General features: G+C 43.7%; 17 protein-coding genes and 1 pseudogene. 4 read left to right on the forward strand and 14 right to left on the reverse strand.

The window, feature by feature from the left end:
* Positions 1–7: 7 nt before the first annotated feature.
* Together CAL7507_RS03865 and CAL7507_RS03870 are read right to left on the reverse strand one after the other, a co-directional pair.
* On the reverse strand, positions 8–3253 hold the full coding sequence (locus tag CAL7507_RS03865; protein ID WP_015127113.1) for an efflux RND transporter permease subunit: 3246 nt from the start codon (positions 3251–3253) through the stop codon (positions 8–10).
* 146 nt (positions 3254–3399) lie between these two features.
* Entirely contained in the window at positions 3400–4845 is a 1446-nt protein-coding gene (locus CAL7507_RS03870; RefSeq protein ID WP_015127114.1) for an efflux RND transporter periplasmic adaptor subunit, read from the reverse strand.
* 502 nt (positions 4846–5347) lie between these two features.
* On the opposite strand from CAL7507_RS03870, the gene CAL7507_RS03875 reads away from it, so the two are divergent.
* On the forward strand, positions 5348–5890 hold the full coding sequence (locus tag CAL7507_RS03875) for a phycobiliprotein lyase (RefSeq protein ID WP_015127115.1): 543 nt from the start codon (positions 5348–5350) through the stop codon (positions 5888–5890).
* Positions 5891–5901: 11 nt separating this feature from the next.
* Here the strand turns inward: CAL7507_RS03875 and CAL7507_RS03880 are convergent, their stop codons facing one another.
* The 4 genes from CAL7507_RS03880 to CAL7507_RS03895 all read right to left on the reverse strand — a co-directional run bounded on the left by CAL7507_RS03880 (position 5902) and on the right by CAL7507_RS03895 (position 11654).
* Complete coding sequence (locus CAL7507_RS03880; RefSeq protein WP_015127116.1) at positions 5902–6447, reverse strand: HdeD family acid-resistance protein; 546 nt, start codon at positions 6445–6447, stop codon at positions 5902–5904.
* 271 nt (positions 6448–6718) lie between these two features.
* Positions 6719–7291, reverse strand: a complete 573-nt coding sequence (locus CAL7507_RS03885) for a Uma2 family endonuclease (protein WP_042341784.1) — start codon at positions 7289–7291, stop codon at positions 6719–6721.
* A 504-nt stretch (positions 7292–7795) separates the two neighbouring features.
* Positions 7796–9508: a diflavin flavoprotein gene (locus CAL7507_RS03890; protein ID WP_015127118.1), complete on the reverse strand. Its 1713-nt coding sequence runs from the start codon at positions 9506–9508 to the stop codon at positions 7796–7798.
* Between the two features lie 421 nt (positions 9509–9929).
* Positions 9930–11654: a diflavin flavoprotein gene (locus CAL7507_RS03895; protein WP_015127119.1), complete on the reverse strand. Its 1725-nt coding sequence runs from the start codon at positions 11652–11654 to the stop codon at positions 9930–9932.
* Between the two features lie 136 nt (positions 11655–11790).
* On the opposite strand from CAL7507_RS03895, the gene CAL7507_RS03900 reads away from it, so the two are divergent.
* The 3 genes from CAL7507_RS03900 (at position 11791) to CAL7507_RS03910 (ending at position 13586) form a co-directional block, all read left to right on the forward strand.
* Complete coding sequence (locus tag CAL7507_RS03900; RefSeq protein ID WP_042341175.1) at positions 11791–12573, forward strand: pantothenate kinase; 783 nt, start codon at positions 11791–11793, stop codon at positions 12571–12573.
* A gap of 85 nt (positions 12574–12658) precedes the next feature.
* Complete coding sequence (locus tag CAL7507_RS03905; RefSeq protein WP_015127121.1) at positions 12659–13093, forward strand: hypothetical protein; 435 nt, start codon at positions 12659–12661, stop codon at positions 13091–13093.
* A gap of 25 nt (positions 13094–13118) precedes the next feature.
* Positions 13119–13586 (forward strand): type II toxin-antitoxin system VapC family toxin, encoded by a 468-nt coding sequence (locus CAL7507_RS03910; protein ID WP_015127122.1) that lies wholly within the window; start codon positions 13119–13121, stop codon positions 13584–13586.
* Between the two features lie 64 nt (positions 13587–13650).
* Here the strand turns inward: CAL7507_RS03910 and CAL7507_RS03915 are convergent, their stop codons facing one another.
* From CAL7507_RS03915 to CAL7507_RS31480, 8 genes and pseudogenes are all read right to left on the reverse strand, one after another.
* Positions 13651–14214: a Uma2 family endonuclease gene (locus CAL7507_RS03915; protein WP_015127123.1), complete on the reverse strand. Its 564-nt coding sequence runs from the start codon at positions 14212–14214 to the stop codon at positions 13651–13653.
* 117 nt (positions 14215–14331) lie between these two features.
* Positions 14332–15147 carry an alpha/beta fold hydrolase gene (locus CAL7507_RS03920; protein WP_015127124.1) on the reverse strand — a complete coding sequence of 272 codons (816 nt, stop codon included), beginning with the start codon at positions 15145–15147 and terminating at the stop codon, positions 14332–14334.
* A gap of 299 nt (positions 15148–15446) precedes the next feature.
* Entirely contained in the window at positions 15447–15941 is a 495-nt protein-coding gene (locus tag CAL7507_RS03925; protein ID WP_015127125.1) for an NUDIX hydrolase, read from the reverse strand.
* Positions 15942–17131: 1190 nt separating this feature from the next.
* Entirely contained in the window at positions 17132–18520 is a 1389-nt protein-coding gene (argH, locus tag CAL7507_RS03930) for an argininosuccinate lyase (protein ID WP_015127127.1), read from the reverse strand.
* A gap of 124 nt (positions 18521–18644) precedes the next feature.
* Positions 18645–18851, reverse strand: a complete 207-nt coding sequence (locus tag CAL7507_RS03935; RefSeq protein ID WP_015127128.1) for a hypothetical protein — start codon at positions 18849–18851, stop codon at positions 18645–18647.
* A gap of 106 nt (positions 18852–18957) precedes the next feature.
* Positions 18958–19746, reverse strand: a complete 789-nt coding sequence (gene larB, locus CAL7507_RS03940; protein WP_042341786.1) for a nickel pincer cofactor biosynthesis protein LarB — start codon at positions 19744–19746, stop codon at positions 18958–18960.
* Positions 19747–19910: 164 nt separating this feature from the next.
* Positions 19911–21695, reverse strand: a complete 1785-nt coding sequence (locus CAL7507_RS03945; RefSeq protein ID WP_015127130.1) for an ABC transporter substrate-binding protein — start codon at positions 21693–21695, stop codon at positions 19911–19913.
* A gap of 404 nt (positions 21696–22099) precedes the next feature.
* Positions 22100–22189: pseudogene (locus tag CAL7507_RS31480) on the reverse strand (Uma2 family endonuclease); the annotation flags it as partial.
* Positions 22190–22204 lie beyond the last annotated feature (15 nt).

Below are 22204 nucleotides of genomic sequence, written 5' to 3' on the forward strand. Positions count from 1 at the left end.
CCAGTCCCTACTCCCTAGTCCCCAGTCTCCTTGCACTTAGCTGTATGACAATGGGTTTAGCCCAACCCCAACCGAGAAAATCGTGTAGCAGAATGTAAAAACAGGGGATGACAAATAGAGTTAACATTGTAGCGATCGCCATACCAAAGAAAACTACAATTCCTAAGGGTTGTAAAAACTCCGAACCTTCACCAATGCCCAAGGCTAAGGGAAAAAGTCCCAAGATGGTGGTGACTGTAGTCATTAAAATTGGGCGCAAGCGTTGAGGCGCAGCTTTGAGGATAGCAACTTGACGGGTACAACCTTCCTCTTCTCGAATTTGGTTCGCAAGTTCTACCATTAAAATTCCGGCGTTGACCACAATTCCCACTAGCAGTACAACGCCGACGATTACTGTAGCACCAATCGCCGTTTTGGTAATATAAAGTCCAAAAATTCCCCCAGCTAAAGCTAGTGGTACGGTGAACATAATCACTAGGGGGTCGATGAGGGAATTGTACTGCACAGCCATGACGACAAAGATTAAGAAGACTGCTAAAGCTCCCAATGTTTTCAAAGCATTCTGGAGTTGTTGATTAGTTTCTTGGGCAGAACTAGGCAGAAGGGAAACGCCATCAGGTAATTTAACGCTCTCCAGTACGTCTTGTACTTCTGCTAAGGCATTACCAAGACTCGCCCCTTCAGTGAGATTGCCGGCAATAATCAAAACTTGACGTTGGTTAATGCGCTGGACTTCACCTGGTGCTTGTCCTTCTTCAATACGGGCAATATCAGCAAGGCGAATCAGTTGCTTGTCACCTGTAAACAGGGGTAATCCTGCTAGTTGAGAAGGACGCTGGATTGCTTGTTGATTCAACTGTACCCGAACATCAACTAAACGATTACCGCGTTGAATTTGTGTGGGGACGGAACCTTCAATAGCTGTCTGAATGGTTGCACCGATTCCTTGCGCTGTCAGCCCTAAGCTGGAAACTCTTTCCCAATCGGGACGGATTTGGATTTCTGGTTGTTGAGGATCGGAATCTGGTCGAAATCTAGCTAATTTTGCTTTTTCTGTCAAAGCTTGTAGGACTTCACCGCCTGCTTGGCGTAATGCTTTTTCGCTGTCAGCTTGCAGAATCACGTCAATTTCTGATCCTTGGGCTGGACTATTACTTAAGATTAAACCCCGCACTTGACCAGGAGTGAGACGCAAGAGAATTCCTGCTAAGTTGAGTTTGTTAAATTCCTGAGTGACTTTTCTCACGAATTCTTCGACATTCGTGCCTGGTTTAAGATTGATGGTGCTGCTGGCACGCAAGGGGTTTTCGGTGGTGTTGCTACCAAATAGAGAACCGCCCACAGTTGTGAAAGCATACTCGGTTTCTGGTTGTTTGAGCAAAATGTCATCGACAATTTGCATCACTTTTTGTGAAGTTGCTAAAGGTGTGCCAGCGGGAAATTGCGCTCTTAAGGTGGCTTGTCCGGTGTTGATCCGGGGTAAGATTTCTTGGGGAATTTGACCCACCATAAAGAAGCTGCTACCGCCTAATATTACTAAGGCCAGGGTAACTACCAGAAGTGGATACCGTAAAACTTTAGTTAAAAAGTTACCGTATCCTCGTGTAGCATCTGCAAAGCGTCGATTAAATTTTTTCAATAACCAAAAGTCACTGATGCCGCTAGACCACGGAATTGCTAGTAGTCGAGATGTCAGCATCGGTACGACTGTGATGGCGACAACCAGGGAGGCGGCTACTGCAAAGCTAATTGTGAGTATTAGTTCATTAAACAGTAGGGCAATAAAGCCGCCAATTAACAAAAATGGCACTACTGAGACTAAGTTGGCGGCGGTGGCGGCGACTAAAGCAGATTCTACTTCTTGGGAAGAGGCGATCGCATTTTCTATAAATAATTTGGGATCGATCCCTTTGTCTTCTCTCCCTCTCCCCTTCTCTCTTTGATTGGGAGTCATTCCCGCTTTTTCGGAAATGTTCTCTAAGATCACAACCGATGTATCAATTGCTTGACCAATCCCCAATGTCAGCCCTGCTAAACTGAATACATTCAAAGTCAAGCCAAATATCTTCATCAAAGCGATCGCTGCTAGGGTACACAGGGGAATTGCTAAACTGATAATGAATGTTTGCCTGAGTGACCCCAAAAATAACAGCACGGCGGCGGCTGCTAACAATGCCCCAGAAACCGCCGAAAAGATGACATCATTTAAAGAATTGCGGATGAAGCGAGACTCATCTGTGGTGGGGTTCAAAGTGACATCCGCTGGAATTAAACCTGATTGCCGCAATTGTTCAATCCGCTTTTTTACAGCGTCCACAACTGTGATTGTGTTGGCATCAGGCTGCTTTTGGATAGAAAATTTGACAGCAGGCTGGCGGTTGAGATAGACCAACACTCGCTCGTCTTCCGTACCGTCGATTACCTGGGCAAAGTCTCGCAGATAGATGCGGCGAGCGGGGGATGGTGGGGATGAGGGAGAGGAAGAGACGGCAAAGGAAATGTTTTCTATTTCCTTCGCATCGCGGAATTTGCCTACTGTACGAGTGAGTGGCTCAGAATTTTTTCCTAAAATCCGACCACCGGAAATGTCTTGGTTACGAGCTGTGAGTTCGCCAAGGACATCATTTAATCCTACGCCCAAGGCTTGCAACCGGTTTAAGTCAACCAGCACTCTCACCTCTTCCTCAGCCCCGCCAGAGACATCAACTGACGCGACTCCTGGAATGACACTGAGTTCACGACCTAACTCTTCGTCCGCAAATACCCGCAAATCTTTACCTTGCAGTGAGGGGGATGTCAGCGCCAATTCATAAATCGGTAATTGGGAGGGATCGACTTTAAATAGGCGCGGCTCCTCGATTGTGTCTGGCAGTTGCCCTCTGCTGCGGTTAAAAGCAGCAGTGGCATCGTTGAGGGCTTGATCAATATTCCCCCCTGGCTGAAAGTATAAATCAAGACTAACTTGTCCCTCGCGAGTCCGAGAAAATACTTGGATGACGTTTTCAGTTGCTGATAAAGCTTCTTCTAGAGGTCTAGTGATTTCATCTATTGCGACTTCTGGAGAGATACCAGGCGCGGCTAGCCGGACACCAATTCGGGGATAGGTAATTGCTGGTAGGAGGTCAACTTGGATGGTTGTGAGAAAAAATACCCCTACAACAATCACTGCTAGCGTTACCATGAATGTGCCAATGTGTTGGCGAATAGCGATCGCACTAATACTAAATCCGCCGCTATTTTTTGCCTGCTGCATTATTGCTTTGCTCCGAGTAAATCAGTTAACAGTTAGCAGTTAACAGTTATCAGTTATCACTTACTTGTACTGAGCGACTTGCCTTGAGCGAAGTCGAAAGAGTCGAAGTATCACTTTTGACTGGGGTAAAAAATTATTGGGAATTTTTAATTGCTTTTACGGGTTGATTCTGCTTCTGATAGAACTGAAAGACTTACGGGTTGACCATCTTTTAATGGTTTACCACTACGCACAACATAGCGATCGCCTGGTTGTAAGCCAGATAAAATTTCCACTTTGCCATCAACTTTCTTTCCTAGGGTGACGGCGCGGATTGTCACCTTGGATTGGCCTTCTGTATCCTTGACCAAAAATACTGTGGCAGTCCGGTCTTCTGACTCTGTTTGTGTGCTATTACTCCGGTCAATTGGTCGAGATGCCTTGGCTGTTTCTGACTTATCACTGCCAGCTTCTTGCTGAATGGCTGTTTGTGGTACTACTATTCGCTGTTGGCTCTGGTTGTCAAAATTGACCCGCGCTAGCAATCCGCTGCCAATTTTCGCCTCGCTGTTGGGAATTACTACTTCTATTGGCACTAAACGCGCTGTGGCATCTGCAGATGGCGAAATCCGCGTAATTCTGCCGATTAATCCTTGATTGGGGAAGGCATCTAGGCTTACTTGTACAGACTGCCCAACTTGAATATTAGCTAATTCCAATTCAGAAACTTGAACTGCGACTTTGACACGGCTAAAGTCGGCAATTTTCAAGACTTCGCTCCCGGCTTGGAGCAGATTACCAGGTTCTGTGACTTTTTCGAGGACAACACCAGTGATGGAAGAGATCAGCCGGGCGTATGATCTACGTTCTTTGGCTTGGGCGACTACTGCTTGTTGGGCAATGACTCTACCTTGGGTGGCGGCTACGGCTTGCTGTTCTGTGCGGACTTGTTCAGCCGCCGCTCGCAGTACTTGAGTTGATGTTTGCACTTTGGTGCGTGCTTGTTCGGCTGCTTGTTCGGCGATCGCTCCTTGTCTAAATAGTGTCTGCTGTCGTTGGGAGTCTGCTTGTGCTTGCACTACTTCTAAGCGCCTTTGTTCTAATTCTGCACGGGCATTGCTAACTAAGGTTTTGGCTCTAGCTACTTCTGATGTGAGCGCGGCTAGTTCTGCTTCTGCTTGCTTTAATGCAGTTAACAATAGGGCGTCGTCTATTTGTCCCACTAGTTGTCCTGTGGTGACGGTATCTCCCACATCTCGATTCAAGGCCAACAACCGCCCTTCTACCTGCGATCGCAGTGATACGGTGCGGAAGGGTGTGGTAGTACCGATATACTCTGGTTGTACTTGCAATGATTCTGTACGGGCGATCGCCACATCCACAGGCGTTGCACCTGCCGCAACCCCAGGGCTTTGAGATTGGGCGTCAGCTGATTCTTTCGGTAACGAGCCACAACTGGCTGTTAATAGTCCAATACCCAGCAAACAGCTAACTACTGAGATCGGCGGACAGAACTGAAAAAATGAATGTGACTGAGTTTTAATCACCTGGCTTAAGGCTGTAGAAGTTTGGTGTTTCTCCTGTTTTTGCGGCACTTTCTCGTCCAAAATCATTTTTTTTGCTCCTAAAAGGGGAGGTTTTTGGGGTCAAACAGCCGTGTATTACCAAGTAATTCCCATATTTATAATTAACGGCAAATACGAAAATTCATCATGTTGTATTTTCGTAGTTTTTTGTATTAAAAGCTACTATTTTCCTAAAATCAATATCGTGTCTATTCCCATTTTAGATACTGCTTACGCAGAGGAAGACATCTCTGTAGCACCCAGTGCCATTATAAAGTTTGTATAAATGCTTTGTTATTACACTAAAATTTTTGCCAATACAAAATCCCAGCGTAACCAATAAGAGGAGTCTTTGCCACTCTATATTCTGAGACTCGAAAGTATCAAATTATAAAGCTTATTTTGGCATAGCTCCCTAATTGTAGCAAAACGACCAATCATTCTTAGTCGTGACTAATACATTAAGAATATTAAACAATAGTTGAAATTTTATCACATATAATATATGAAAGTTCAAATTTTTATTCATTCTAGGTGAGGAAAGTTACGCGTGACATCACCGCTAGAACTGGCAAAAACCGCCGAGTCTTCTCAAATTGCCGAATTCTTTCAAGAATCAGTGGGTAAATGGCGATCAGAACGGCGTTACTATACTCTGCCATCGGGAGAAACTCAGGAAATGGTGAGTATGATCGCCATCCGGTTTTTAGAACGGGGATGCGATGAATTGCAAAAGCTGGCTCAGATGCACAGTTTCCTCAATCTAGTTAGCTTGACATGTGGCGCTGAAGTAATTTGGGAAACTACAGATACAGCAACGGGAAGAAAGGAATCGAAAGGTTTAACGTTATTTGGGGCGTTGGGAACAAATTTATATCGCGATCGCGGTTTTGCGACATCCAAGCCAGTCTCCGCCCAATATTATTTCCCCAACCCCAAAACCCTTTGTTTGCGAACAGAGTATAACAATTCAGTCTTTGAGGAAGAATTAAAACTCATTGGCAGCAAATACCGCACTCGCCAGTCTATTATCTCTCGTGCTGGAGAACAGTTGATGATTGGTCAGTATTTAGAAAAGCGAGTTGACTGTTAACTGTTAACTGATTAACTCAAGTAGGAACGCGCATTTAGCGATAGCATCACACGTGAAATACCAGTGAAGAGAACGCTAACACCTACTAGTGTTCCAATCAGCCAGGGTGCATTGAATGGCCACTGAAACCAAATCATTGCGCCCAACACCAGAGTAATCACACCATCTCCTAGTACCCAAGTCCAGTTTTGTTGTGGACGTAACTTAAATGCTAGGAACAGCTCGAATACGCCTTCTGTTAATAAAAAGCTACCTAACAACAGAGTTAGCGTCAGAATACCTGTTTGGGGGTAAACAAATAGCATCACGCCAGTTGCAATATAAAGTCCACTTAACAACAACTTCCAAACGAATCCGCCCTTATCACGTGTTTGGGTAGCGTAAACTAGCTTGGCAAATCCAGAAGAGATGAGAATTAACGCCAGCCAAGTCTCTGCAAAAATTGTGGAAATTGTTGGTAAGGCGATCGCAATAATCCCCAGGATAGTTAAGAGAACACCAATCACTAGCGATCCATTAATATTCTTTTTGATATCTTCAGAAGCATTAGTTGTCATAAAATTTTTGCCTATGCTTAAGCTAACTCTAGGATTAAGAGTAGGGAATTTTGACAAAAAAAGGTAGAACCCTTAGATATACGCCAAGTAGTAGCTTTTACTCTACTTTTAGGCATAGTTGCGGGTAATTGCCAGGAAATACTGTAATTAGGTGCGACTGCGCTCAAGGCAAACCCGACACACAACTAAGGGCGGGGAAACCCCACCCCTACGGGCTTTGCGATTTAAAACTGTATCTGACTGATTTGAAAACCGCTATATATATGGGTATCTAGGGCGATCGCAGTTGCAACTCAAAGCCTGGTAAAATCTCTTCCCCAGATAGTATGGCTGGTATTTTAACTACTTCTACAGGCTGACTTGGTCGATAAATCTCTACCTGTTGATCTTGAGGATTAATCAGCCAACCCAAACGCAAGCCATTTTCTAGATATTCCTGCATCTTATCTTGCAGAGGTTGGAGTCGGTCACTTTTAGACCTGAGTTCAATGACAAAGTCTGGCGTAATGGGCGGGAATTTTTCGCGTTCTTCAGCAGTTAGTGCTTCCCAGCGTGCTAATTTTATCCAAGCAGCGTCGGGAGAACGTTTTGCACCATTTGGAAGCCTAAAAATAGTAGAGGAACTAAAAACTATTCCTAATTTGGTTTGGCGATTCCAAATTTCTAAGTCTGTAATTAGCCCTGCTTCCCGATTTCCGCTTTCTCCCCCCACTGGTGTCACAATTATCAATTCTCCTGTCGCACTCTGTTCTAAATTTAAATCCCGATTTGCCATGCAAAGTTGATAAAATTGCTCATCGGTGAGGTGAACAATTGGCTCTAGATTTACCACAACTGTATCCATAGCATTTTTCCTTTCCTGCTTCTTGAGACTATTCTCGCAAACAATTTCTAAGCGATGAATTGCGTTCACAGGCAATAGGTTATGGCTAAGTGCTGCAGCTACGCCTGTCGTAGACATCGCTCTCAAAACTTCTATTTTTTAGCTCAGAACTCGGAACTTCCACCTCAGAACTCGGAACTTCAATAGACCTCTTGCATAAATGCTTAAATTGTCATGTTGAGCGGAGCGAAACATCTGGTGAGATTCTTCTCTCCACTGCGTTCCGTTCAGAATGACATTCCTGATTTTTTGACTTTTGCAAGAGGTCTAATAATAGAGACTGGTTAAGAATTTCCTAATTCCCAGTCCCCAGCGTTGCACTGAGCTTGTCGAAGTGTCCCCAGTCCCTAGTACAGTGCGGCGGAAATAAGCAGACCATTCTCAATCGCTAAAAAGCTTACTCCATATTACTTTTGACTTTTGACTTTTGACTTTTGACTTCCGCCTTGCGGTACTAGTCCCCAATTAATAATGACTTGCTGATTTGCGATGATGCACGGCTGTGACACCATCTTGATTTAACACTTTGCCATTTTTAATGGTTGCATAGACCAGCCAATGATCGCCTGATTCTAGGCGATTTTGTACAGAACACTCCAGGTATGCCAAAGCATCATTGAGAATGGGAGCGCCGTTTTCGGCTTCTGTAAAATCAACACCAGCAAATCGGTCTTGTGCGGGGCCAAAGGGTTTAAGGAAGTGTTTCATCAACCCTAAATGATTACCTTCTTTGAGAATATTCAGGACAAATTGATTTCCGGTGTGTGTTAGGGTTTCTACTGCTCGTTCTTTGGCGACGGCGATGGTTAAACCAGGGGGGTTAAAACTGGCCTGCACAACCCAGGATGCTAACATAGCGCTGGAGATCTCGCCCTCCTTGGCGGTGACTACGCAGAGGGAATTCACAATCCTACCTACGGCTTGTTCGACGGTGGTAGCGGGGACACTTTGCGCTCGCACTTTTCTGGCTTTCTTTAGTGCTTGAGCAAAATCAGTTCCAGCTTCTTCACAAAGTTGCAGGGTGACATCATTGGGTTTAAATTTGACGCGGATGGTATCGAACCCAAACTGATAACCTGCATCTTTAAGTTTACCTTCAATTAAATCAACCGCTTCCCCACTCCAGCCAAAGGAACCAAACACACCTGCTAATTTATTGTTAGTAGCGGTGGAAAGTACAATGCCTAAAGCTGTTTGCACTGGTGTGGGTGCATGTCCGCCAAGGGTGGGAGAACCAATGATGAAGCCTGCTCCCTTTTCTACAGCCGCACGGATATCTTCTGGGTCTGTAAATTCACAGTTAATTGATTCTACAGCTACGCCGGCTTTGGTGATGCCACGGGCGATCGCCTGGGCTAAAGTCGCTGTATTGCCATAGGCTGATGCATAAATCAATGCAACTGTCAAGTCAGCAGACGTTTGCTGTTGACTCCAGTCCCGATAAGCTTTGGTTAGTTCGATTAAGCCATAGCGCACCAAAGGCCCGTGTCCTGTGGCGTACAATCTGGCGGGGAAATCGGCAAGTTTTTCTAAAGCTGTTTCTACTTGGCGGGCGTGGGGTGCCATCAAGCAATCAAAATAATAACGGCGGTCTTCGTTAATTGTTTCCCAACCTTCATCAAATACCTGATCGCCGCAAATATGCGCCCCAAATAACTTATCTGTGTAAAGTATTTCTGTTTGTGGATCGTAGGTGCAAAGTTCATCTGCATAGCGGGGATTGGGGGTAGGAATAAATTGCAAATGATGCCCTTTTCCTAAATCAAGGGTTTCTTCCCCCCGCATCACAATAAGTTGTAAATCGGGATTGTCTAACAATCCCCGCAAATTTTTCGCCCCTGGATTGGAAGCAACAAAAGTGATTTGTGGTGCAAGTTTTAGCAAAAGCTTTAATGTTGCAGCACGGTTAGGATTGACGTGACCGATAATTACATAATCAATAGCTTTAATATCAAATCGCTGCTGTAAAGCTTCCAGGTAAATTTCTGTAAAAGTCTCCCCTGGAGGATCAATCAGGGCTATTTTGTCCCCGTGAATCAAATAAGAATTAGCAGTCGTTCCCTTAGCTAGGGCATATTCAATTTCAAATCTTAATCTTGACCAACTGCGCGATCGCAGTACTGTTGTATCTGTCCCTATCGGGAGTATTTGAACGTCACGGGGTTTATTTATTGACATGACTGTTTAAGTAATAGGGAATATGAACCGGGGCGTTGAGAATTGCGTATTGGGCATTATAAATTGGGTATTGGGCGTTGAGAACTGCATATTGGGCATGGGAAATTGAGTATTAGGCATGGGGAATTGGCTATTGAAATTGGTGATTAGGGGGAAAGTATCAAAATAATTATTCATCACTCATCCTTATATAGAAATCTGGTTTGATTTGGCAAAAATTCCCTACACTGGGGAATTAAGTGTAGCAATGCCTACTATATATAGGTTCTATGGGGCATTGCCTTACTTAAGTGTATTGCAAAAATCAGATATGCATCCCATATTTGATGAGTGAATTAGTTCCTGGTTATGACTGAAATCTGGGAATATTTTCAGCACTAAACTGCTTACCATAAATACAATATTCCCCATGCCCTATTCCCTAATAGTGATTTCCCACTTTGCGGTGGTGGACTGCAGTCAATGCTTCTGGTTTAGAAACTCGTCCAGCGTAGACGGTGCTATATACTGCCCAGTGATCGCCGCAGTCCATCCGGCTGGCGACTTCGCACTCGATGTATGCTAAGGCATCAGTGAGGATGGGGGCACCATTTTCGGCGCTTTGGGTTCTCACACCTTCAAAACGGTCAGCACCAGGGGCGAACCGCTTTAAAAAGTGCTTCATGAGTGCTTGATAATTGCCTTCTTCTAAGACGTTGAGAACAAAGCGATCGCCTACTTGCATGAGTGATTCTATCGCCCGATCTTTGGCTACGGCAATGGAAAATCCCAAGGGTTTGAAGCTAGCTTGACTTACCCAAGAGGCTAGCATGGCGCTGGAAACATCACCTTTTTTGGCGGTAATTATATACAGTCCACCGCTGAGTCTACCTAGGGCTTTATCTAAGTCAGCACCCAGAGATTTCATGGCTTTGATGCTGCGATCGCGTGTTACCCATTGTCCTAAGTCTGTTCCTGCTTCTTCACACAGCTTGTAGGTGTTTTCTGTGGGTGTTTGTTTAATCCGAATTGCAGGAAAAACTTCTGTTAAACCCAAGTTACGAAATTTACTCAGTAACGGATCAATCGGTTCATCATCTCCACCGCCAGTTTCAAATACGCCTATAGCTTGCTTTTCTTTAGCAGATCCTAAAACTGTACTGAGGGCAGCTTGGATGCTAGCAGCACTGGTAGTCGGAGGTAGACCAACAACTATTCCCGCACAACGGCTAACTAGTTCTCGCAACTCTTGTAAATCTACTTCAGTGCCCAAGTCTACAATTTCTACGGCAACACCAGTTTTACCGATCCCGTTGGCAATAGATTGAGCCAGGCGATCGCTATATCCATATTCAGAAACGTAAAATATCCCAACTACAGTTTCTGCTTTGGTTTGGGTTTGACTCCACTTGCGGTATCGTCCTGTTAATTCTTCAACATTGTGATATAATAGCGGACCGTGTCCAGTAGCGATCATCTTCACAGTTGGCAGTTCCCCCATCCGCTTCAAGGCAGACAACACAGACCGCGCATTCGGCCCCATCAAGCAGTCGTAGTAATATTTAAAATCTGGTTCAATAGTTTTTAAATCTTCGTCAAAGGTGCTATCGGAGCAATAGTGCAACCCAAAAGCATCACAGGTGTAGAGAGTTTGGGTTTTGTGGTCGAAGCTAAAGATGGTGTCAGGCCAGTGTAAATTGGGGGCAATGACAAATTCAAATTCGTGACCATTGCCGATATTTAGGCGATCGCCATTTTTCACAATTTGCCGTTTAAATGGCTGATGCACCAAATTTTCTAAAAACTGAATCGCCACTTTAGAACCAACAACAGTGATTTCTGGCGCTAGTTGTAACAAATCTTTGACTAAGCCGCTGTGGTCTGGCTCGGTGTGGCTGACAATTAAATAATCAATCTCAGATAGGTCGATTAATCCGGTGAGGGTATCAAAATACAGCTGGCGAAACTTTTCATGAGAAGTATCAACTAAAGCAGTCTGCTCACCACGGATCAGAAATGAGTTGTAGGTAGTACCGTTTTGCAGCCCAAACTCAATATCGAAGCGATCGCGATCCCAATCCAAAGAGCGAATTGCTGTAGTGTGTTCAGCAATTTCCACAGTCTGTATGGTGAGCCTTTTTTCAATTTTTTCGGTGAGCGCTACCATAACTCGCCTCCTTGACAAATGAGTATTTTTTCCTCTTGCTTTATTGTGACACGGGTTGTTTGTTAAGTTTTATTAAAAAATCTATGGATGACTTAAAAAATTCAAAACTGTGAGAGAGACTACTTGGCTAGCTTTGATGATTGGCAATTCCCGACTGCATTGGGCGTTATTTATCAATGACACCCTAGACTCAGCTTGGGATACCGATTATCAGCCTGAGTCAGTTATACAGCGTATGGCTCAATGTCTCACTTTAGAAGACTTACCGCCAGAAATTTTTCCACCCAGTCACAAGAGAGGGAGACGAGGAGGAATTTCTTCGTCATCATCCCCTCTCCCCCTCTTCCTCGCTTCTGTGGTTCCTAGTCAAACCGCACTCTGGCAAAATTATCCTCATGTTCGCATTATTACCTTAGACCAAGTACCCATCAAAGGACTGTATCCCACATTAGGAATTGACCGTGCTTTAGCTTTGTGCGGTGCAGCAATGACTTGGGGTTTGCCGATGTTGGTGATTGATGCGGGGACTGCACTGACTTTTACAGGTGCGGATACTAACCAGTGTTTAGTTGGTGGGGCAATTTTACCGGGATTAGGATTGCAATTTGCGACTCTTAATCAAAAAACTGGACAATTACCACAAGTAGAGACGGGAAGAGTTTCGCTACCCCCACGCTTTGCACTCAATACACCAGAAGCCATTCAAAGTGGAGTGATTTATACCCTAGTGGCTGGAATCAAAGATTTTATTGCAGCGTGGTGGGAATTATTTCCTGAAAGTAATATCGCTATCACTGGAGGCGATCGCTTGTTATTGGTAAATTATCTTGAGGCGTTGGATAGTGCGATCGCTAAACGATTAATTATTGAACCAAACTTGATTTTTTGGGGAATTGGCAAAATCATGACAAATAATTAATCAAAAACTGACTTTTCAATGCAAGCACACAGCCCTAGGCAAAAATAGCCTAAGATTAAGAAAGAATTTTACCACTAGTGAAACTATGCCCAAAACTTCACAACTAGATGTAATAATGCAGCAATTGGATAACCTTTCTGTAGAAGAACTACTAGCAGTGAGGGCAAAAGTCGATGCGTTGATTGAGGGAAAATCCTCACTGTTGTTAAAAATTCTGAGTTTTGGAAGTTACACTATGCCGACCACTGTTTCCAGTGATATCCGAGACATTGATGTTGCATCTGTACTAACGTCTGAAATTCCAGGATCAAGTATAAGAGGTCTACTCAGGTCTGCTATCATCTCAGGAAACTTAGGACACAATAACCTACAAGCATATCAAGTTGTCCAATTTTTTAAATTAGCAGTAAAAGAGGATGATTCTCTAGAAAAGGTTATAGAACTAGTTGATGAATGGATAGCTGATGAATCGGGATATGATGAGGAAATTTATCCTCAAATTGAGACAGCTTTGAACTAACATCAACAATCCTCATAAAACCTAGATGGGTAGAGTCATATTGCTAGATACTCATCCCCTGAGTCAAGTAACACATCCAAAAGTAGATCCAAAAATTCAACTGTGGTTACAATCGCTAAGGGAAAACGAAACTGTTATACGTGTACCAGAAATAGCTGATTATGAACTGCGGCGGGAACTACTAAGACAAGGAAAACAGAAGAGTATCGATCGTCTGAACAAACTTAGCCAAATTTGTCTCATACCATTGACTCCTGAAACTATGCAAAAAGCAGCCGAATTATGGGCTTGGGTGCGAAACCAGGGGAAACCTACAGCCAGTAATGACAGCTTAGATGGTGATGTAATTCTTGCTGCTCAAGCAATTATCCAATTGAAAAATTTTAATGAAGTCATAGTTGTAACCACAAACTTAAAACACATATCGCGGTTTGAGAGTGAAGGAATACTTGTAGCAGATTGGTACCAAACTCTTAGCTATTTAACTAAGTAGAAAAGACAAAATACAGCGTAGATATTTCTCCTTATTTATCATCGCTCTAACTACAAACGCCCTATTAGCGGAAAAACTCAGCCACTTCACACCTAAAATCTGGCAAGAGGGGAGAAATCAGAGTATCGGTAGCGAAAAGCGTCGCCACAAGCCGCAACAGAGCATCTTGACGGCGATAGACTTCGAGTTGCTGGATGCGCCAATCGAGAATCCAATATTCCTGCACGCCCCGTTCTGCATAGAGTTTGAGTTTAGTTTCGCGATCGCGGCGTTCATTCTGTGTCCCCGGAGAGAGTACTTCCACAATCAGTTCGGGCGCAATGGTGAAGTGTCCTTCTTCATCAACTCCAACTACCAAGCGCTTTTGGCTGATCCATACCACATCGGGAATCACATTATCGGTATCATCAAAAATAACTCCAGGTGTCGGCACTGTTTCCCCTAATTTCGATGCCGATGACCAGGTATTCAAAAGACTGCAAGTCTGTCCAATGGCTTTTTGGTGCTTCCAATGAGGTGCGCGGGTTATGAGAAGATGTCCATCAATGATTTCGTAGCGGTTGCTGCTCTCCGGTAGAAACTTGAGGTCTTCAGTTGTCCAATAGACGCGATCGGCTGCTGATGTCATATGGAGCGATGGAATGCAATGGACAGTGTCTTTATAATACTCGATCTCTAAATTCAAGCAGTCATCTTGAAGAGTTGAGAGCCAAATTATTACCCATAACAAATGACAAACAACAAATCACCAATTCCCATGAATAAAATCCTGAATATCTCCAGCCACAACCCCAGCCGAAGATTCTGGTAAATCGTTACCGGCGTGGGCAATAATTTTAAAATCGACTTGAGGAAGCAATTGAGTGTAAGTCTGACTTTTTGCTAAAGCGTTTGGCGTGTCTTTACCGCCTTGCAAAACTAAAACTGGAACTTCAATTAAATACAATCGGTTTTGTAGTAATTCTGCAGCAATTTCTGGCTGCTGCCTTTGAAATAATAAATGGCTGGCTATCGGATATTGTAAAAAGACTTGGCGTTGCTGCAAATCTTGTTCTATTTTTTCGTGCAAACCCAGAATTTTAGTTAAGGGACGAAGTAGCTTTAATATCTTAACTAACAAAGGTGACAAGTTAATTAAGCGTCGCAATTTCTGCAAATATTTTTCTTGTCCTTCTATCTCTACACCTTCTGGAGACAGCAATACTAAACTGTGAACTTGTTCTGGATACTTTAAAGCATAGCTAGCAGCAATCCAGCCTCCTAAAGAATGCCCTACTAAATATACTTTTTCTAACTTCAAGGCGTGTAGGAATTCAGCTAGACACTCTACTTGTAAATCAATTGAGTGATGAATGTTAGGATTTTCAGACTCACCAAATCCTAATAAATCTGGTGCAAAGCAATGAAATTTTGGTGATAGCGATTCTATTATTGATACCCACTGACTACTATCGTTCCAAGAACCATGTAAAAAGATTACGGGAATTCCTGCACCAGCTTCACGCCAGAATAATAGCCCTTGGGAGAGCTTTCTTCGGGAGATATAAAATAGCGTATCCATCTGAATTTTAGAATTAAGTTTTGGTAGATATAGGAATCCGATTTGATTATTGAAAAAATCTCAGTATCTGTAGTATCTGTAGGGTGGGCAATGCCCACCATATTCCTAGTTTTGGTGGGCATTGCCCACCCTACTATGTACATGTATTTCAAAAATCAAATACTAGCCCTAAAAGTAAATCTTAGATGAAAATCCCAATTTTAACTATAAACAAGAATTGATAAACGCCGATAAAACTGTTAATTATCTGCGTTTATCTACACCTATTTGTAGTTTAAAATCCCCAACTAACATTATTGTTATGCCAGTGTTGTCAAGCCATTTAAATAGTCTTGCAACTGCCGAGAGTGATCGTGAGACATCGGTTCCGGTGGTAGGGCGTTGAGAGAGAAAGCTCGGATTTCCATAACTTCTAAAGTGTCCTGGACTTCCATTGTCCCGTCTACTTCTGCTTCTACAACAACACAAATAGAATGGATTCTGGGATCGCGGTCTGGTGAAGAATAAACTCCCACCAGCCGTTGAATTTTTACCAAATTTAGTCCAGTTTCTTCATGCAATTCTCGGTGGACTGTAGTAGGAATATCTTCTCCCCAGTCTACCATGCCTCCAGGTAACGCCCAGCGACCATCGTCGCGCCGTCGAATCAGGACAATCCGACCGTCGGGTAAAATCGGGATGATACTAGTACCAGTAATGGGATGACGGAATATTATACCCAGTACTGTTTGTCCAATGCGCCAGAGGCTACGTGTGGACTGGACAGCTGCCGCAAAAAAAGCAAGAACGTTCAATCTTCAAAATATATGGGTTGTATTCGATGATTCCCTACCACTTAACATAGACTCAACTAATGCAGTGTTGAGTTGTGTTTACCACAAAAATGTTTGCGGTTTGGGATGTTATTCTAACGCTGCCGTAGAATACACCAATTTTAACATCTACCACAAGAATAGATTAGTATATTTTTACACCCTAAGACTGATATGTTCAGTTTTTTTATTCTGTACCTAGCATCCGCCTGGTTAAGACCTTCGCGTAGGACGTGGGTCTTCTTTTTGTTCAAGCTAAAATTCTTGCAAGAGATTATTTGCCCGTAATTGCTAACCGGAGAATAACGCTGACTTCTATTGACACAACAAAATTTAATGCGATAGAATGATATGCTGTTTAAAGCGCTTTGAATGCTAGACTAGGCTGAAACTATATCAATAACATCGGTAGCTAATATTGCCTATGTAATGCCTAGTTGCCGTTTTTTGTTGTTTATTTAATGAGGTGAATATGGCCAAGCGCCGCAATCCGAAAAAAGAAAAGGCGCTACGGAACCAGGCGTATGCCAGAAAGTTTCGTAAACGGACGACTACAGGAAGAATGCAAAGAAGGTTCCAACAAAGACCACCGAAGAGTGAAGAAGATGAAGGAGCAGCAACAATTGATGCTGAATAAGGTATCTATAGCAGGGAACGGGTAATAGGGAACAAGCTTCGCCGCTAGCCTCGCCTTAGCGTTCGACGGCTCGACTGAGCTATCACGGTTCCGCTGAGGTCACTAAAGGTGCCGAAGTCCGAACGGGAGCAGGTTTGAAATTCTCGTGGCATCCATGTTTTCTTATTAGAGAACTCCACAAAAAGAAATGCCCAATGTCATTCTGTTGCTTGCATCCCGCAGGGTACGAAACGAAGTGTAGTGTACCCCGTAGGGGATCTTGCTACGCGCAACGTTCCGAAGGAAAGAATCCCTGGAGATGCTACCCTGCGGGAAGGCTAACGCCTACGTTTCGCTTTGCTACACTCAGCATGGCAAGACAGGATCATTTATTTTGTGGCTTACTCTTAGTTCATGTCCTCACACACCTAGCAACTGCTATAAAATCCTTGCTTTTTGATTTTTCTCATCTTTAGGGCGTATATTGTGTACGCCCTTATTTTTTTGTGAGGAAAAGGGGCAAAGGAGAGGAATTTTCCCCCCTTTCTCCCTACCATTACCTATCCTCTAATGCAGCGCGGGCGGTAAGAAGTTCTTCCCTTACCTGTGCAAAACCAGTGCCACCATAGCTATTACGGGCGGCTACTACCTGACGAGGGGATATCGCCTCATAAATATCCGCTGCAAAAGCTGGGTGTAGTTGTTGCCATTCCTCCAAGCTTAAATCTTTGAGGAGTTTACCTGCTGTGATACTAGTTTTTACTACTTTGCCGACGAGGTTATAGGCTTCTCGGAACGGAACACCCCGCGCTGCCAAATAATCTGCGACATCGGTAGCGTTAGAAAAGTCTTCTGTGACTGCTTGAGCCAAGCGTTGGGTGCGAAATTCTAAACCTTCTTGTAACAAAATTGTCATTGCTTCCAGACAAGCTTTAACGGTGTTAACACTATCAAATAAACCTTCTTTATCTTCTTGCAAGTCTTTGTTGTATGCCAGGGGTAGCCCCTTCATAATCACCAACATCGCCTGGAGATGTCCAAATACACGCCCGGTTTTCCCCCTGACTAATTCTGGTACGTCGGGGTTTTTCTTTTGGGGCATGATGCTAGAGCCAGTGGCGCATCTATCTTTGAGGGTGACAAAGCGGAATTCTTCTGATGACCAAAGAATAACTTCTTCCGAGAGGCGACTGAGGTGAACCATAATCAAGCTAGCAGCACAGAGAAATTCGATCGCAAAGTCGCGATCGCTCACTCCATCAAGGCTATTAGCATAAATGCTTTTGAATTGCAAGAAATTGGCTGTGTAGTGGCGATCTATAGGGAAAGTTGTTCCCGCCAAAGCACCACACCCTAAAGGTGAGATATTCACACGGCGTTCCACATCTCCTAGGCGTTCCCAGTCGCGTTGCGTCATCTGAAAGTACGCCAAAAGATGGTGCGCTAAACTTAGGGGTTGGGCACGTTGCAAATGAGTATAGCCAGGAATCAGAGTCTCAACGTTTTTTTCAGCTATATCTAATAGAACAGTTTGAAATTCTCGTAAATGGCTTTTAATTTGTTGGATTTGGTCGCGGAGGTAGAGTCTAGTGTCAGTACCTACTTGGTCATTACGCGATCGCGCTGTATGCAGCTTTTTACCTACATCACCAACAATTTCTGTCAATCGCCGTTCCACAGCAAAATGCACATCTTCAGCATCGACACCAGGCTGAAATTTGCCTTGGCGATATTCCTGGCGAATTTGTTCTAAACCTATAAACAGTTGCTCTCCCTCTTCGGGGGAAATAATCCCAGTATGAGCCAGCATTTTCGCATGAGCTTGAGAACCGGTTAGGTCATATTCTATTAATTCAATATCAAAACCTATACTGGCATTAAAACGGGCGATCGCCGGATGCAACGCTGATTCAAATCGCTGACTCCAAGTTTGTTCTTTGGTCATAATTTAGGTACTGGGTACTGGGTACTGGGTACTGGGTACTGGGTACTGGGGATTGGTTAACAGTCAAGGATTATTCTCTCACTCCCTCACCTCCCAATTCCCCATGCCCCATTCCCTTTGAGTATCAACCGTAACTAGTTAGATTCCGAATCATATAGCCAATGACCAAACCAATCAACAGTGCCCAAACTTGACCTGTCTGGATAAAGTGGTTCCAAGCTTTTTGCATCTGATCAATAATGTTTGGATCAGTAATATTTTGTGCCAGCAGAGAGGCATTCACGGGCAAATGCCAAAATAACTGAGATATCGAATCGCTGAAGTAGTGCATGTTTGTTATTTGTCAGGAATCAGGAGTCAAGAGTCCAGGGTCAAGAGTCAAGAGTTATTTCTCCCCCATTCCCTATTCCCTGTTCAATGACCTTAATGTCATAACCTCAAGATGTAGGCTTTGCCAACCGCAATTTCTCGGCTGTTCGCAAAATTTGCCCTGCTAACACTGCTGCACCAAAGCCATTATCGATGTTTACTACACCAACTCCAGCTGCACAAGAGTTAAGCATTGTCAATAGAGGTGCCAACCCACCAAAACTTGCACCATAACCGATGCTGGTGGGTACGGCAATCACTGGACAATCCGCCAAACCTGCAACCACGCTGGGTAATGCGCCTTCCATCCCTGCTACTACAATCAACACCGATGCTGACTCAATTACATGGCGGTTATTCAGCAGACGGTGAATACCCGCAACACCGACATCCCAGAGGCGCTGGACACGGAATCCAGAAAGTTCGGCAGTGACAGCTGCTTCTTCCGCAACTGGTAAATCGGCAGTACCAGCCGAAAGAATGCTGATTACACCCTCAAATTGTGGTGCGATGTCAAGGGGTGTAATGGCACAAATTCGTGCTAAATCGTAGTATCGCAAACCTTTAACCTTCGATTGCAGTGCATCGTACACTGCTGGTTCAATTCTGGTTGCCATCACCACCGGATTGCGATCGCGCATCACCGCTATAATTTGAGCAATTTGATCGGGAGTTTTACCCGGCCCCCAAATCACTTCAGGAAAACCAGTTCTTAAATGACGATGGTGGTCAATTTTGGCAAACTCACCCACTTTTTCATAAGCTAAGTCTTTGAGTGAGTCTAATGCCATATCTGGAGATACTTTACCATTGGCAACCGCTTCTAAGAGCGATCGCAAAGCTTCAGGTTGAGTCACGGCTATTTGGGGATTGGGGGATTGGGGACTGGGAATTGGGGATTGGGGAATTGGGAATTGGGGATTGGGGACTGGGGATTGAGGACTAGGGACTGGGGAATTGGGAATAACTCCTGACTCTTGACTCCTGACTCTTGACCCTTGATCCTTGACCAATTCATTATCTACTTTGTGACCTTGATTTCATGAATGTTCCAGAATGCGCCGCCAAGGGCAGAGAAGTTAATACCTTCAAAGCGATCGCGCACTGCAGACAAGGAATAGGCATTAACCAAATGAATCAGAGGTAAATATTCTTGAGATAGCTGCTGCGTTTGCACATAAATTTCTTTGCGTTTAGCGTCGTCTAACTCCCTTGCTGCTTTAATATAAAGTTCACCAATTTTCGCTTCCCAAGGAGATGCTTCCCAACCCTCAACTGGCTTTTGCCCTGCTTGGGGTTTCTGATTAAATAGATGTGATCCCCCTTGAGGAGACCAAAGATTAGCACTATCATTTGGTTCTAATCCAGCACCAAATCCAATCAATCCAGCATCAAAGTCTAAGGTGTTAGTAATTTTGTCTGTGTATGTATTCCATGCTAAAGGAGTGAAATCTACTTGAATACCAATTTTGCTCAAGTCCTGTTTTATCTGTGTGCCTATGGCTTCACGGATCTTATTACCAGCATTTGTGAGCAAAGTAAAGCGAACGCGATTCCCTTGAGTATCGATTAACTGATCCTGTTCGTTATATTTAAATCCTGCTTTTATTAACAGTTGCTTTGCTTTTTCTGGATTATGGTCATAGGCTTTTAAGCCGTCTTTAGGCGAAATATAATAGGGACATTGCACCGCCAGTGGTGAATCTTGGAGTTTACCCAAACCACGGTATGTATTGTTAATCATTGTTTGCCTATCAATCGCATAGGCTACTGCTTGCCGAAATTCTACAGTATTAAACCAACGTGATTTAATAGGATCAACCAATGGCTTGCCGTCTCTTTTACCTTTATTTAAATTGAAGAATATAAAAGTTGTACTAGGACTAGATCCCCCATTATAAATTTTAAAATTCCCTTGCTTTTCTTGCACTTTGAGCAAAGAAAAATATTCTGGCGTCACCCCTACATTATCTAAACCTCCAGAACGAAATTGCAGTAAGGAAGTATCTGTTGATTCTACGATTTGCCAAACAATTCGTTCTATATAAGGCTGGGGATTCCCTTGAGCATCTTTGCGCCAGTAGTAAGGATTGCGTCGAAAAATTAAACGTTGGCTAGTGTCGTAGCGTTCTAGTTTGTAAGGACCATTAACGATTAATTGATCTGGTGGAGTATCAACACCCCACTTCGTTAGAAATAGTGGTTTTCCTTCGCTATCTTTTGTTTTTACCGATTTTTCGAGGGCATGAGCAGGTAAAATTGCATTGGCTGTAGCACTACTTAAGAAAGGGGCAAATGGTTCTGGAGTAGTGAATTCAACCCGCCGATCATCGATTTTTTTGACAGTAGGAAATTTACCTTTTTCTCCAATCCTTAGTGTGTCTCTCACGTCAGTAGGAATTGCTTCGTTGAGGTAAATATCGTTGTAACTAAATATCACATCATCTACTGTTAGTGGTTGCCCATCAGACCATTTCAAATTCTCCCGCAGAGTAAATACAATTTTTAATTTGTCATCGGAAATTTGCCATGATTCTGCTAAATTTGGCTCGATTTTACCAGTTATGGGATTTTGAGTAGTTAATCCTTCATAAGTCAACCCAAAAATGTTTGGTGACTCTTGGCTGAGAGGGTAATTAAAAGTTTTGGGATCACTGAGAATACTTTGTACTAATTGAGGTACTTGAGCGGCTGCTGTTTTGTAGTTAAGTGGGTTGCAAGCAGCAACTGTTATTGCAGTTACCAAACTAAGAATTATTAGTAGCCAAAAACGCTTAATTAAGGAAAATACACTAGCAAATTGCATAATTTAAATACACTAAAAGTGGAATTAATTTGATTGAGAAAGTGAGTACACCCGTAGGGGCACGGCAGTGCCCATACGTGTCAACTTAAGCCTTGGCGAATAGAATTCGCACGCCAGTTGCTACAACGGGGGGAACCCCCGCAAAGCACTGGCTTGGCTATACAAACGTTCGCCCTACAGCCCTTCGGGCATCCTACGGCGGGCGTTCCCGTTCGCGCAGCGTCTCCGTCAGGAGAAGGGTAGTCCGCCTCCGCGGACTAACGGAAAATTAAGGTTTTTTAACCTGCGGAGGCAGGTTTTGTCTGTGTAGCTGCGGTTTATAACCGCCGATTTCGCTTAAGTTGACACCAATGTGCCGTGCCCCTACGTGTCAACTTAAGACCTGGCGAATAGAATTCGCGGCTACTATGTAATTCATAGCGCTTGCCGGAGTTTTCTGGAATCCATTCCAGAAATTCTTTAACTGTTATTGGCTTAGTTAATGCTTGAGTCATGGCTAAATTCCTCAA

It is taken from the genome of Calothrix sp. PCC 7507, assembly GCF_000316575.1.
In the GTDB taxonomy this organism is placed as follows: Bacteria; Cyanobacteriota; Cyanobacteriia; order Cyanobacteriales; family Nostocaceae; genus Fortiea.